At 70.6% G+C, this 13072-nt stretch carries 12 protein-coding genes; 4 read left to right on the forward strand and 8 right to left on the reverse strand.

Annotated elements, in window-relative coordinates:
- Complete coding sequence (locus tag AW272_RS06565) at positions 1-429, reverse strand: hypothetical protein (RefSeq protein WP_066361821.1); 429 nt, start codon at positions 427-429, stop codon at positions 1-3.
- 104 nt (positions 430-533) lie between these two features.
- On the opposite strand from AW272_RS06565, the gene AW272_RS41830 reads away from it, so the two are divergent.
- Genes AW272_RS41830 through AW272_RS06580 form a run of 4 tightly spaced genes read left to right on the forward strand, consistent with a single transcriptional unit; the run spans position 534 to position 2929 of the window.
- Entirely contained in the window at positions 534-674 is a 141-nt protein-coding gene (locus AW272_RS41830; RefSeq protein ID WP_157518408.1) for a hypothetical protein, read from the forward strand.
- Positions 671-1096, forward strand: coding sequence for a type II CBASS E2 protein (locus AW272_RS06570; protein WP_066361823.1), 426 nt, complete (start codon positions 671-673; stop codon positions 1094-1096). The genes AW272_RS41830 and AW272_RS06570 overlap by 4 nt, the downstream gene beginning before the upstream one ends.
- A 1-nt stretch (position 1097) precedes the next feature.
- Entirely contained in the window at positions 1098-1925 is an 828-nt protein-coding gene (locus tag AW272_RS06575; protein ID WP_066361825.1) for a ThiF family adenylyltransferase, read from the forward strand.
- On the forward strand, positions 1922-2929 hold the full coding sequence (locus tag AW272_RS06580; RefSeq protein WP_066361826.1) for a hypothetical protein: 1008 nt from the start codon (positions 1922-1924) through the stop codon (positions 2927-2929). The genes AW272_RS06575 and AW272_RS06580 overlap by 4 nt, the downstream gene beginning before the upstream one ends.
- A gap of 31 nt (positions 2930-2960) precedes the next feature.
- Here AW272_RS06580 and AW272_RS06585 read toward each other — a convergent pair whose 3' ends face one another.
- The 7 genes from AW272_RS06585 to AW272_RS44000 form a co-directional block, all read right to left on the reverse strand.
- Positions 2961-4232, reverse strand: coding sequence for a glycosyltransferase (locus AW272_RS06585; RefSeq protein ID WP_066361827.1), 1272 nt, complete (start codon positions 4230-4232; stop codon positions 2961-2963).
- The gene (locus AW272_RS06590) at positions 4229-6469 is read right to left on the reverse strand and encodes a glycoside hydrolase domain-containing protein (protein WP_066361828.1); all 2241 of its coding nucleotides are present in this window, start codon (positions 6467-6469) and stop codon (positions 4229-4231) included. The genes AW272_RS06585 and AW272_RS06590 overlap by 4 nt, the downstream gene beginning before the upstream one ends.
- Before the next feature lie 112 nt (positions 6470-6581).
- A complete protein-coding gene (locus AW272_RS06595) occupies positions 6582-7436 on the reverse strand; it encodes an ABC transporter permease (RefSeq protein WP_066361831.1) in 855 nt (284 codons plus the stop codon).
- Positions 7433-8332: an ABC transporter ATP-binding protein gene (locus AW272_RS06600; RefSeq protein ID WP_066361832.1), complete on the reverse strand. Its 900-nt coding sequence runs from the start codon at positions 8330-8332 to the stop codon at positions 7433-7435. The genes AW272_RS06595 and AW272_RS06600 overlap by 4 nt, the downstream gene beginning before the upstream one ends.
- Positions 8329-9354, reverse strand: coding sequence for a hypothetical protein (locus AW272_RS06605; protein WP_066361834.1), 1026 nt, complete (start codon positions 9352-9354; stop codon positions 8329-8331). The genes AW272_RS06600 and AW272_RS06605 overlap by 4 nt, the downstream gene beginning before the upstream one ends.
- Positions 9338-9889 (reverse strand): sigma-70 family RNA polymerase sigma factor, encoded by a 552-nt coding sequence (locus tag AW272_RS06610; RefSeq protein WP_066361836.1) that lies wholly within the window; start codon positions 9887-9889, stop codon positions 9338-9340. The genes AW272_RS06605 and AW272_RS06610 overlap by 17 nt, the downstream gene beginning before the upstream one ends.
- 109 nt (positions 9890-9998) lie before the next feature.
- Positions 9999-12971 (reverse strand): lamin tail domain-containing protein, encoded by a 2973-nt coding sequence (locus AW272_RS44000; protein WP_083958070.1) that lies wholly within the window; start codon positions 12969-12971, stop codon positions 9999-10001.
- Positions 12972-13072: the final 101 nt, after the last annotated feature.

The following is a 13072-nucleotide window of genomic DNA, read 5'->3' on the forward strand; positions in this document are numbered from 1 at the left end:
TCAGGGGACCAGCAGGCGGTCGCGAGGGCTGAGCAGCTCCACTCTGACCCGGTGGAAGGTCACCGGGAGGTCGAGCCGGTATTCGGCGGCCACCTCGACGACCGAGCCGGTGTACCAGGGCCGGAGCCAGACGACGACCCGGACCGTCAGCCACTCGGGCCCCGCCGTCAGGAACGCGACGGCGTCGGCGAGCAGGGCCCGGCGCAGCCGGGTCCACGACGCGCGGACCAGCAGGTGCAGCTCCGCCGAGACGTCCCTCAGGTCGAGGAAGGCGATGCGGGCCGCGTTCGCGAGCTCGGGCAGGTGCGCGTCGACCCAGGGCACCAGCGTCTCGCGGGCGCAGCGCATCAGCACCGGCCACAGGTCCAGCGCGACCTCGGCGGGAGGCCATCCCGCCAGGTCGGGCAGGATCTCGGTGAGGTCCGTCATGAGGGCACGACACCAAAGGCGGGGCGTTGTGGGCAACGTACCGGCCCACATCGGAAGCACCCGGGAAGCACCCCCGAAGGGGACGCCGTCGCACGATGGACGGCATGCCGGACAACGCCGAACAGATCCTCGACAACCAGTCGGACGACATCCCCATCGTGATCGCGTCCGACGGGACCATCCACGCCGCGTCGAGCGGCGAACGGGGCGTCTCGATGCACGACGCCAAGGGCGACTACCGATGACCGATTACGACTTCGTGATCCCGCAGGGGCTGCTCATCCTGGGGAGCGACACCAGGAATCGGCTGTACGTCGAGCAGGAGAAGCTCCAGGCCTACTTCCCCCAGTTCACGCTCACGCAGAAGTCGGGCAGCGGCAAGGTCAGGGCCAAGGGCGTGCTGACCACCAATACGGGCCGGCGCTACCCGGTGAAGATCAAGCTGCCGGACCGCTACCCGCACGACATCCCCAAGGTCTTCCCGGTCGACTGGGACTCGCGCAGCCCGCACTCCTACGTCGACGGGCACATCTGCATCATGCGCGACGACCAGTGGCGCACCTACTTCTCCGTCGCCTTCGCGGTGGCGAAGTCGGCCCTGTGGCTCAACAAGTTCGACGTCTGGAAGAGCGAGGGCTACTGGCCCGGCAACGAACAGGAGCACTGAGGTGACCCTGAACACCGAACGCATCGACCATCTTCTGGACGGCTTCGACGCCGGCCAGGTCCAGATCACCCTCGTCGGGCTGGGCAGCGGCGGGGCCTCCCTGCTCCAGCCGCTCGTCATGTCCGGCCTGCGCAGATGGCACCTCTTCGACCCTGACGTGCTGGAGCCGGTGAACCTCGTCAAGCACCCGGCGACGCGGTCGTCGCTGGGCCGTCCCAAGGTCGAGGTCATGCGCGACTGGATCCTCGACCGCAACCCCGGCGCCGAGGTGAACGCGCACCAGGCCGACGTCATGTCGGCGGCGGCGTTCGACGAGGCGGCGCTCTCCTCCAAGCTGGTGATCTGCGCCGTCGACGACGCCGTCGCCCGGGGCTGGCTCAACGCCCGCTGCGTGGAGCTGCGGCTGCCCTGCCTCACCGGCTCGGTCATCAGGACGGGTCTCGGCGGTCAGGTCTATCTGTACGTCCCCGGCCAGACCGGCTGCTTCAGCTGCGTGCAACTCGTCGCCGACCGCAACCAGGCCAACCTGGAGGACGTCCTCGACCTCACCGAGGAGGAGCGCCACCACCGCTACGGCCTGGGCGACAGCCACTTCACCACCTCCGGCCTGGCCGTCGACATCGCGATCGTGGCCGCGCTGCAGGCCCACATGGCGTGGAGCGTGGTCGCCGGGGGGCGGTCGCGGTACGTCCCGAGGCTCAACTTCAACTGGATGACGATGGGGATCCGGCCGGAGAAGGGCGTCTTCACCTCCCACTACCAGACCAAGCGGCTCCTGGTTCAGGCGCAGCACGACTGCCTGCTCAAATGCGGGGGCGAGCAGGCATGACCGGGTTCAGGGTCACCCGGAGACCGCGGCCGGAGACGAGCACGGTGCGGCTGCGGCTGGAGCTGCACGGGGACGTGGTCGCCCAGGCGCTGAACGAGATCCGGGCCAATCCCCACATCGAGGTCGGCGGCAAGTTCGTCGGTTTCGTGGAGGGCGGCTTCGCCGCCGATTCGGCGCAGTGGCGGGAGGACCTGGCGGAACTGCGTGTCACCGTGGTCGCCTACCTCGACGCAGGCCCCGGCAAGGACCGGACGGCCGTCCACCACCTCTCGGACACCGACTACCAGTTCCGGCTGTTCCAGGAGGTCGCCGGGGACTTCCCGGACCTGCACTTCCTCGGCATCTGGCACAGCCACCACCCGAACGGCCTCGACACCCTGAGCCAGGGCGACGAACAGACCGGCACCGTCACCGTGAACAACCCCGGCCATGACCACGACTTCCTCCTGTCGTCGCTGGCGGTCGACCTCGACGGGCTCATGGGCGGGCGGCACTTCGTCTTCCTGCGCGGACGCGCGGGGTTCCTGGAGATCGACCGCTCCGACGTGGTGGTCGTCCAGGGCGCCAACCCGGTCGCGGAGAGGATCGCCCAGGCCACCCGCCGCCTCGATCGCGCGGGGGGAGAACCCGGCCCCGCTTCCGGCGATGCGGCGACCTGGACGCGGACCTCCGCAGGGAAGGCGATCCTGCTGGAGGACCGTGTCTGGCTGGCCCGCTATCCCGACCTGCGGCCGTTCCTGCGGCAGGGGTCGATGGTCTGGCGCGGCCGCGTCGAACTGTCCGGCACCACCGCCGAGTGCGAGTACATCTATCCCGAGGGGTTCCCCTCGGCGCCGCCGATCGTCGACGTGCGCACGAGCGACGGGGCCCACGCCGTCCGCTACACGCTGCCGTCCGCCGGGCAGCGGGAGAGCGGCTTCCACTTCGCGCTGTCCCGGCTCACCGACCTCATCACGAGTGGCCGGGTCACCTGGGACGACGACGAGAACGGCCCGGAGGAATGACCCCCGGGCCGGACTCTCGGTGAAAAACGCGTCAGGCGCTCGCGCGCAGCGCCGTGTCGGGGAACAGGTCGTCGAAGACGGCCTCGCGGTCGAACTGCATCGCCCACTCGCGGGCCCGCACTTCCAGGTCCCGGCGTTCGGTGCCGTTCATGTCGAGCACCACCCGGTCGATGGCGGCCGCGATCCCGGCCACATCGCCCTGTTCGACGATGATCGCCGTGTCGCCGACCGCCTCCAGCGTGCCGCCGGTGTCGGTGGTGATGATCGGTCCGCCGCCGGCCAGCATCTTCTCGGCCAGGGCGATGCCGAACGTCTCGACGAAGTCGGGCTCGGGCTTGGTCGGCAGCACGTAGGCCACGCTGCCTCGCATCAGCAGGGGCTTCTCGTTGTCGTCGACGTCGGTGAGAACGACGACGTGTTCGTCGGCGGCGGCGATCGCCTGCACCTGCGCCAGCGCGGTGCCGGTGCCGGTGACCACCAGTTTCACCTTCTCCCTGCTGCGGGCCTGCCGGAAGGCGGCCAGCAGGTCGAGGATGCCCTTCGCGGGCGTGACCCGGGACAGGAACAGCAGGTAGCCGTCCCGTTCCAGGCCCCGGCGCGCGAGGGCGGCGTCGACCACCCCGAGGTCGGGATCGAGGAACGCCGAGGAGTCGATCGGCGGGTAGCTGACCGTCACCCGGCGGCGGCACTGCTCGGCGAACGAGGTGCCGACCTGGGCGTCGACCAGCTCGGCCGACTCGATGATCTCGTCGCGGGTGTAGTCGGAGACCGCCACGACCTCGTCGTTGGACAGGAACGTGGTGAACAGCGCGGTCGCGGCGCCGAACCGGTTGTCGCGCAGGCAGTTGCGGATGACGTTGGTGACGTCGGAGCCGACGGCCTTGGCGATGGTGCGGACGTCGGGGTTGAAGCCCGCCGCCTTGGCCGCGTTGACGGCGTCGAGCACGACGTTGGCGTGGGGCACGGTGTACATCGACAGGACGGTCGTCGGCACCGGCTCGGCCAGCAGTTCGACCAGGCGCCCGGTGAGGCCGGCCAGATGGCGGCCGTCGGGCACCCGGTAGTCGCCGACCGGTTCGGGGCGTTCGACGGTGATGCCGGGACTGTAGGGCAGCAGCCGGTCGAGGGGCTTGAGCGGCAGACCTGCCGCCTGGAGAGCCGAAATGGGCCAGGTCAGAAGCCTGACGTCATCGTAACCTCGGGTCAGCGCCACCTCGGCGAGGTTGCGGGCCTCGCCGGAGTGGCCGCAGATGACCGGGTCGGCCCTGACCACGATCACAAGGCGGCGACGGGGGTGGGTCATCGATACTCCTCCGATGTCGCGGGGGGATCGGACAGAGACGGCGGGCGGACACCCCGTCCCCATCCCGATGGCTCGGGGCCGAGTCGCAGGTGCAGTCTGCCACCCCGGTGAACGGTGGCAGCGGTCAGGTGTGCAGCGTGCAAGGGGCGGCCGTCGAGGGTGGCCGACTGAACATATTGGGCCGGGGGCTCACGGTCGGCGCCGTCGGAACTGATCGGCGCCTCGCTGAGGCCGCTGGCCTCGATGACGAACTCGCCTTCTCTTACCCTCAGGACCGACCGTTCGAACGCGGGCGTGTTGATCAGGAACAGGTTCTGCCCCGCGACGGGGAACAGCCCGAGCGACGCCCAGACATACCAGGAGCTCAGGCCGCCGGAGTCGTCGTTTCCCGGCAGACCGCCGGAGCCCGTGCCGAACTGCCACGTGAGGGCGGAATTGATGATTTCAGCGGTACGGTCAGGACGCCCCGCGTAGTGATAAGCCCATGGGGCCTCCATGTCTGGCTCGTTGTTGAGGCCCTCGAACCGGTTGAGGGCGTAGCCGGCCGCCATCTCGGCGGCCTGCGGGCGCTGACCGGCCTGCTTCACCGGGGCGGCGCCGTAGCCGAAGAACTGGTCGAGCTTGCCGATGAACGCCGCGTCTCCCCCGGCCAGCGCGATGCGCGCGGCCATGTCGTGGAGCAGCCGGAACGAGTAGTTCCACTTGCCGCCCTCGTAGAACTCGGAGTCGCGGAGCAGCCCGGTGCCGGGGTCGAAGGCGTTGACCCAGCCGTTGGCGCGACGGGCCAGCTCGTCGGCCAGCTTGGTGTCGTTGAGCGCGCGGGCCAGCTGGGCGGTCAGGTGGTGACCGTAGGCCAGGTCGAGGGTGTGCGTGATCGGGTGGACGACGCCGTGCTCGAAGAAGTCCTCGCCGTACATGCGCCGCAGGTCGTCGGCCATGTGGACGAGCGCCCAGCTCCAGTCGAGGTCGGGCAGGCCCAGCGCGTGGGCGTCGGCCAGCGCGGTGTGGGCCAGCGCGCTGCCCTGGCGGAAGAACCGGTCGGCGCCGCGGGCCATGCGGTAGCCGATCGGGAAGTTGCCCTCTTCCTCACAGACCCGGATCAGCGATTCGAGCAGGCCCACGGCCCGGTCGGGCGCGATGGCCATCAGCAGCGGGAGCTGGGTCTTGTAGATGTCCCACATCGTGCAGATGTCGAAGGCGTAGGGGCCCTCGGTCGGCCAGAAGGGGCTCTCGTCGTCGACGATGCACGGCTTGATCAGCGAGTGGTAGAGCGCGGTCGAGTAGACCGTCTGGCGGGCCGTCGTGCCGCCCTCGACCTTGACCCGGTCGAGGTGATCGCCCCACCGGGCGCGGGTGCGCAGCTTCACGATGTCGAACGCCGACTGGCCGAGGCCGCACTCCTGCTCCAGGTTCTCCCTGGCCTGGTCGCAGCCGCGCAGCGAGAAGCCCATGCGGACCTCGATCGTCTGCCCGGCCGTGGTGGGGCCCATGTAGAGCATGCCGAAGGGGCGCAGCGTGGTGTGCCGGATGCTGTCGAAGTCGAGGCGGGTGCCGCCGTCGATCAGCCGCCGGTCGTACCAGAGCATCTGGCGCCAGCCGGGGGCCTCGACGTCGACGTACACCGAGAGCGGCACGCCCTCCATGACGACGGTGCCCTGCACCCGGCCGTGGCCGATGTTCTCCACCTGCGCGCGCAGCGGCACGGTGCGGCCGAGCTCGATGGCCAGACCGCCGCACGACAGGTCGACGACCACGCGGGCGCTGCTGTGCTGCGGGAAGGTGTAGCGGTGCACGGCCGTCTTCTGGCCGACCGTGACCTCGCAGCGGATGCCGGTGTCGAGGGTGGCGGCGTAGTAGCCGGGCGAGGCCTCCTCGTCGGACAGCGGCCACGACTGACCGAGGTCGTCGAGGGGCTGCACCATCGGGGTGACCCGCACGTAGTTGTAGTACTTCCGGATCGCGCCGGTGCCCGACTGCTGGAAGTGGGTGAACCCGCTGGCCTGGAGGCGGTCGAACATCGTCTCGGGCACGCCTTCGGTGTTCTTGGCGTAACGACCGTAACCGGTCGGATAGGCACCGGAGTAGGCACAGGCCGAGACCATGCCGAGGGGTGAGGTGGCCCCGGGGTGGGTGTTGCCCACCTGCGGTTTCGGCCACCACCACGTGGCGGCCAGACCGCCCGCGGAGGGCAGGTCGGTGGCCGCGGTGCCGATGAAGGGATCAACGTTGTCGAGAATGCAGAGACAATATCCGGCGCCGGACCGGCCTTAGGTTTCGGCGAGGTGAAATCCTTCGTTCACCTCCGCAAAAAGTCCCCGTGACCTGCGGTCCGGGCCGAACCGCGCCGCTCTACAGGTCGCGGCGCCGAAACACCAGCCCCGCCAGCCCCAGCACCAGCAGGGTCCACACGACCGTCCAGGCCAGATAGGTGGACGTCGGCGGCGCGTCGCTCAGGAACGGGAAGCCGCCCCGGACGGCGGCCCCGCCGAACTGGAGCAGCGCGGTGGAGTCCTGGAAGGCGTACATCGCGCCGCGCCAGAGCCCGTCGGTCGGCAGGATCACCTGGGAGACGGTCCCGACGGCGGCCACGCTGTCGTTGCCGAGGCCCCGGCCCACTCCCCCGACCACACCGGCGATCCACGTCGCGCCGAACAGGCCGACGGCGACCACGCCCGACGCCATCGGGGAGATCAGCGTGGAGAACAGCAGGCCGAGCGTCAGCAGGACGGCCGTCTGGAAGGCCAGCAGCGCCAGGCCGGTCACCGGGCTGGGCGGCCAGTAGCCCGTGGTGGCGTACACGATCACGAACTGGGCGAGCCCGGCCATGGCCACGAAGCCGCCGCCGAAGGCGATCAGGCCGAGCCACTTGCCGACCAGGACCGTCGAGCGCCGGATCGGGCGGGCCATGATCGCCAGAGCGGTGCCCGACTCGATCTCGCCCGCGAGGGTGGGCCCGGCCAGGAACGCGGTGCCGAGGGCGGCGATCAGGCTCAGGCCGAACATGACCAGGTTGAGGAGCTGCGAGGCGATCAGCCGCAGTTCGCCGCTGGTCAGCAGGGCGCCGTCGAACTCCTTGGTCACCAGGGTGTGGAACCCCCACGCCGACAGGCCGAGCAGCACGACCGTCAGCCCGGCCAGCGCCCGCAGCACCTTGCGCCGGGACGCCTCCCGGAGCGTGAGGGCCGCGAAGGTCAGTACGTTCATCGCACACTCCCCAGGATGTCGAGCAGCCGGTCTTCCAGGCTGATGCGGCCGGGTTCGACCGAATGGACCCGCACCCCGAGCCCGACCAGGTCGGCGACCAGATCGGGGACCAGGTCCCCGCCCGGTTCGGTCAGGGCGACGACGACCACGTCGCCGTCGTGACTCACCGGACCGGCCTGGGCGAGGCGTGCCTCCGCCTCCGGAGTGACCTTCTCCAGCCGGAGCCGCACCTCCGAGCTCCCGAGCAGCTCTTCCAGGGTGCCCGACGCGGCGACGCGCCCCCGGTCGAGGATGACCACGCGGTCGCAGACCCGCTCGACCTCGCCGATCAGGTGGGAGTTGAGCAGGACCGCCACGCCGCGCTCCTTCAGCGAGAGCACGATGTCGCGGACGTCGGCCCTGCCGACCGGGTCGAGCGCGCTGGTCGGCTCGTCGAGCACCACGAACTCCGGGCGCGCGACCAGCGCGACGGCCAGGCCGAGGCGCTGCTGCATGCCCTTGGAGAAGCCGCCGACGCGGTCACCGGTCCGCTCGCCGAGCCCGACCAGGCCGAGGGCCTCACGGCGGTCCTTCTCCGGTACGTCGGCCGACGCGAGCCTGACGTGCAGGTCGACGACCTCTCTCGCGGTGAGCCAGGGCTGGTAGCGGAAGAGTTCCGGCAGGTAGCCGACCTTGGCACGGGCCTTCGGGTCGGTGACCGGGCGGCCCAGGAGCATCACCTCACCGGCGTCCGGGCGGACCAGGCCGAGCATCATCTTGATGACCGTGGTCTTCCCCGCGCCGTTCGGGCCGAGCAGGCCCAGCACCTCGCCCCGGGTGACGGAGAAGGAGACGTCGTCGACGGCGACCCGCTTCTTGTAGCGTTTGCGCAGGCCGGAGGCCCAGACGGCGTTCATCGCAGCTCCCGGGCGACGGTGAGGACCTCATCGGCGGTCAGCGAGCCGCCGACGGCGTTGACCACGCCGTCCTCGACCCAGACGACACTGTTCATCCCGCCCGTGGTGGCGAGGGTGGCGGGGTGCCCGCCGACGTCGGTGACGGTGGTCTGCTTCTCCTCGATCGCGGAGAACAGCGGGAGGGTGCCGCCGCCGGAGAAGGCGCGCAACTGGGCCGCGACGTCGTCCGGGATGAAGGTCAGCGACGTGAGGTAGTCGCGGACGGTCGCGAACGGGACCCCAGAGGAGAAGACGGTGGGCGCCTTCACCTGGGCCACGACCAGGGCGGGGATCTCCTGTTCCGAGGCCCAGACGGCGGCGAACCCCGGCCCGGCCGACAGCTTGAACTGACTTCCTTCGAGTCCCGGCGGCGCGGGCGGGGCGGTCGCCCCCGCCTTCTGAGCGGTCTGGGCGGTCTTGGCGGCGGAGAAGGTGAACGTGCCGCCCGCCTTGTCGATGACGAAGTACTTGGGGTCTCCCGCCACGCCGCGCGGCAGCTCCCGGGGAAGCCTGAGCTCGGCGGTTTCGATGGGACGTACCGAAATGACGTCGGTGATCCGGAGATCGCCGAACTCCTCGAGTTCCGGGAGCTTGGCCAGTTCGGCCTGCGGCGCGGTGACGGGGGCGATCCGCTCGGCCTGGAAGATCTGGAGCCAGTCGGCGGCGGCCGCCGCCCCGGCGCCCGTCAGCAGGACGGCCGCTCCGGCGATGGCCACGACCGGGCTGCGCAGGCGGGACCGCCAGCGGCTCACCACGCGGATCCGGGGCCGGGGCGCCGCGGTGGAGAAGCGGGTCCAGGCCGTGTCGACGTCCACGGGGAACTCGGTCTCCAGCGCGGTGGCGGCGAAAGCGGCGTCGTCCCGGGCCATGTCGAGCCCTTCCTGGCAGGTGGGGCAGTGGGCGATGTGGTCGCGGTCGGCGTCGGGGACCCCGTCCGGCTCGTCGAGGAGCCGGCGCAGCGTGCCGTCAGTCGGATGACGCATGACGGTTCAACTCCTTGCGCAGAGCGGACTCGGCCCGTCGCACGATCGTGCCGACGCTGCCGGGAGAAAGATCGAGGGCGGCGGCGACCTCGGCGTAGCTGAGGCCGCTGTGCCGCAGGACCAGCGCGACCGCCTGGCGGCGCGGCAACCTGGCCAGCGCGGCGCGGACGCGGCGGCGTTCGTCCCCGGTGACCACGGCGTCGGCGATGTCGGGGGCGACGGTCTCGCCTTTCGCGTGCTCCTCCCGGACGGCTCTCCTGCGGCCCGAACGCAGATGGTTCAGCGCGGTGTGCGCGGCGGCCACCGACAGCCAGCCGATCGCCTCACCGGCGGGGACCTCGGTGCGGCCGAACGCGAGGAAGACCTCCTGGGCGACGTCCTCCGCCTCGTCCCGCGACCCGAGCACACGGGCCGCGACCGCGACGACGCGCGGATAGGCGGCCCGGAACACCTGCTCCAAGTCGGCCCGGACCGGCGGATCGGACCCCACTGCGACGCCCCTCCCGACCAGCACGCTCTCCTGTACGACGTTCACATTGATAGAGCACCGCCGGGAACCCACTTGTGACACGCGACCGGTGGACAACGAGAAAGCCCGTGACCTGCCGGCAGGTCACGGGCTTCTCGGTGAATCAGATGATCGGTCAGAAGGTCTCGCAGCGACCCTCGACGTTGACGTTCGCACCGCGGAGCGGGCGCGTCACGTCGGTACCCGAGCCGCAGTCGAACGTGTCGGCGTCGTTGCCGCCCTGGATCCAGTCGTCGCCGCCGCCCGAGGTGACCACGTTGACGCCGTTGCCCGCGTCGATGTGGTCGGCCCCGTCGGCGGTGGTGACGGTGTCGTCGCCACCCTGGCCGTAGACGCAGTCGTCGCCGCCGTTGCCGGCGATGACGTCGGCGGCCGAGCGGCCGATGATCAGGTCGTCGGCGCTGGTGCCCGACACCGACGCCGCGCCCGCGGTGGCCACGATGACGTTGCGGACCACGATGTCGCCGCAGGTCCCGACGCCGTTCGCCTTGAGGGTGACGTCACCGGTGTGCTCGATGCCGATGACCCCGGCGACGGTGCCGTTGCCGGGGACCTCGGTCAGGGTGACCGAGCCGCCCGCGCCGACGGTCAGCGTGACGGGGGTGCCGTTCACGGTCACCTTCAGCACGGCCTGGCCGCTGAGGGCGGCGACCGTGGAGGTCTTGCCGTCACCGGTGATCCGGTAGGAGCCGGTGCCGTACTCGATCGAGCCGAAGACGCCGTCGAACTGGGTCTTCGCCGGCAGGGTGCCCTCGCCGACGGCGACCAGGACGCCTGCCGGGTTCGCGGTCTCGGAGACGGTCACGGTACGGCCGCCGCGAGCCTGGATCTTGCCCGACGTGGTGCCCTTGGGCTTGTCGGAGAAGGTCTCGTTGGTCGCGTCCGAAGGCTTGACGTCGACGTTGTCGCCGATGCCGTCGTCGTCGGCGTCCTGGTCGACGACGGTGCAGTTCACCGTGCCGATGCGCAGGGCGTGGCCGCCGGTGTTGCTGTCGTCGGTCCAGAAGGCGGGCTTCCGGCCGGCGACGCACTCGTTCTGCGGGGCGACGGCGAAGCCCTCGTTGTTGAGGTTCGGCAGGCCGGCCGGACGCTCGTAGAGCTCGGTCGAGGCGAACGCGCCCGAGGCGTTCACGTCGAAGGTGGCGACGCGGCCCTGGCAGGTGTCGTCACAGGCCACCCAGAGCTTCTTGATCTCCGGGTCGTAGGTGAGCTCCATGACGCCGGGGAAGCCGCTGACGATCGTGGCGACCTTGGTGAAGTTCGTGCCGTTCTGGTCGAGGGCGTAGGCGTACACGCTGCCGTTGCCCTCGACGCCGACGAAGAAGAGGCCCTCGCCGTGGTTGGGGTAGTCGGCGGGCTTGTAGGCGGCGCCGGTCTTCTCGTCGACGAAGCCCTTCGAGGTGAGGTAGGAGTCCGGAACCCAGGTGATGGCCTCGAGGCCCAGGTTCGCGCCGACGACGGGCAGGTCGGCGGTGAGGACCCACTCCTTGGTGGCGTTGAGCGTGGTGTTCACGCCGGTCGGGTCGAAGCGGAGGATGGCGGGGCGGCTGACGCCGCTGTTGCCGTTGTCGCGCTCGGTCGAGACGAACACACCGCCCGCGACGCCGGCCGGGGTCATCGTGACGCCCTCGGCGTCGGGGTCGCCGAGGCCGGTCGGGAACTTCAGGGGGTGAGTGGTGACGGGCGCCCACTTGGTGCCGTCGTACTCCAGGCGGTAGAGGGTGCCGGGGCCGTTCTTGACCGCCCACAGCGCGCCGGACTCCGCGTTGTACAGACCGCTCATGTTGCCGCCGAGCACGTTCGCGCCGTCGGCCGTCGCGACGCCGGCGCCGCCGGGCCACGGGGTGGCGCTCGGGCCGGAGCCGCCGCACGCGTTCGCGGCGCCCTTGGTGGCGGCGGTGTTCTCCTTGAACTCGCCGGTGCCGTCGGGGCAGCGGCCCCAGGTGATCGCGGCGTGCGCGGCCCAGGTGTGGGAGTCGAGGAGGGTCAGGCCGTCGGCCGAGTAGAGGCGGGCCGAGTCGGCGCCGCCCAGGCCGTAGGAGGTCTCGACGTCGACGGGCAGGAACCCGCCGGCGGCGATCGTGGTGCCCGCCGGGATCGTGTGGATGTGGGTGTCGTCGTTGTCCTTGACGATCCAGCCCGACACGTCGACCGGGGTCGCGCCGGTGTTGGTCAGTTCGACCCAGTCACCAGGGGTGCCGCCGTTCGACTCGATCTCGTTGAGCTTCACCGTGGACGCGGGGGTGCCGCAGTCGTTCGCCGCGCCCTTGGTCGAGGCGGCGGTGTCGGCGAACGCGCCGGTGCCGTTCGGGCAGCGGCCGTAGGTGACGGCCGCGTGGGTGGCCCAGGTGTGGGAGTCGACGAGGGTGACGCCGTCGGCCAGGAAGACGCGGACCGAGTCGGCGCCGCCGAGGCCGTACGCCACCTCGGTGTCGAGCGCCAGGAAGGCGCCCGGCGCGATCGTGGTGCCGGCCGGGACGGTGAAGACGTGGGTGTCGTCGTTGTCCTTGACGATCCAGCCGCCGATGTTCACCGGGATCGGGCCGACGTTGACGAGCTCGACCCAGTCACCCGGGGTGCCGCCGTTGGACTCGATCTCGTTGATCTTCACGAACGCCGAGGGGGTGCCGCAGTCGTTCGCGGCGCCCTTGGTGGACGCGACGGTGGCGGCGAACTCACCGGTGCCGTCGGGGCAGCGGCCCCAGGTGATCGGCGCGTGGGCGGCCCAGGTGTAGGTGTCGACCAGGGTGGTGCCGTCGGCCAGGAAGACCCGGACCGAGTCTGCGCCGCCGAGGCCGTAGGACGTCTCGACGTCGACCGGCAGGAACGCGCCCGGGGCGACCGTGGTGCCCGCGGCGATCGTGAAGACGTGGGTGTCGTCGTTGTCCTTGACGATCCAGCCGGAGACGTCGACGGGGGTGGTGCCCGTGTTGGTCAGCTCGGCCCAGTCACCGGGGGTGCCGCCGTTGGACTCGACCTCGTTCACCTTGATCGAGGGAACCGGGTCCGCCGCCCAGGCCTGTGTCACGAGAAGGGGGACACCGACCAGGAGTGGGATGACCAACGCGACGGTACGACGCCAATTCATGCGCAATTTAAGCCCTACTTCACGGGCCGCCGCAGCGGACCCACCAGCCAGTATCGTTCCAAGATCCTGCTGCACCCCGGCGACGGCAAGGGAAATCCAGG

The sequence above is a fragment of the Herbidospora mongoliensis genome (assembly GCF_001570545.1).
GTDB classification, from domain to species: domain Bacteria; phylum Actinomycetota; class Actinomycetes; order Streptosporangiales; family Streptosporangiaceae; genus Herbidospora; species Herbidospora mongoliensis.

Excerpts from the sequence above, each read along its gene's own strand:
- AW272_RS44000 (WP_083958070.1), bottom strand. The coding sequence starts at position 12,971 with ATGAATTGGCGTCGTACCGTCGCGTTGGTCATCCCACTCCTGGTCGGT.
- AW272_RS06570 (WP_066361823.1), top strand. The coding sequence starts at position 671 with ATGACCGATTACGACTTCGTGATCCCGCAGGGGCTGCTCATCCTGGGG.
- AW272_RS06580 (WP_066361826.1), top strand. The coding sequence starts at position 1,922 with ATGACCGGGTTCAGGGTCACCCGGAGACCGCGGCCGGAGACGAGCACG.
- AW272_RS06565 (WP_066361821.1), bottom strand. The coding sequence starts at position 429 with ATGACGGACCTCACCGAGATCCTGCCCGACCTGGCGGGATGGCCTCCC.
- AW272_RS06600 (WP_066361832.1), bottom strand. The coding sequence starts at position 8,332 with ATGAACGCCGTCTGGGCCTCCGGCCTGCGCAAACGCTACAAGAAGCGG.
- AW272_RS06595 (WP_066361831.1), bottom strand. The coding sequence starts at position 7,436 with ATGAACGTACTGACCTTCGCGGCCCTCACGCTCCGGGAGGCGTCCCGG.
- AW272_RS06585 (WP_066361827.1), bottom strand. The coding sequence starts at position 4,232 with ATGACCCACCCCCGTCGCCGCCTTGTGATCGTGGTCAGGGCCGACCCG.
- AW272_RS06605 (WP_066361834.1), bottom strand. The coding sequence starts at position 9,354 with ATGCGTCATCCGACTGACGGCACGCTGCGCCGGCTCCTCGACGAGCCG.
- AW272_RS41830 (WP_157518408.1), top strand. The coding sequence starts at position 534 with ATGCCGGACAACGCCGAACAGATCCTCGACAACCAGTCGGACGACATC.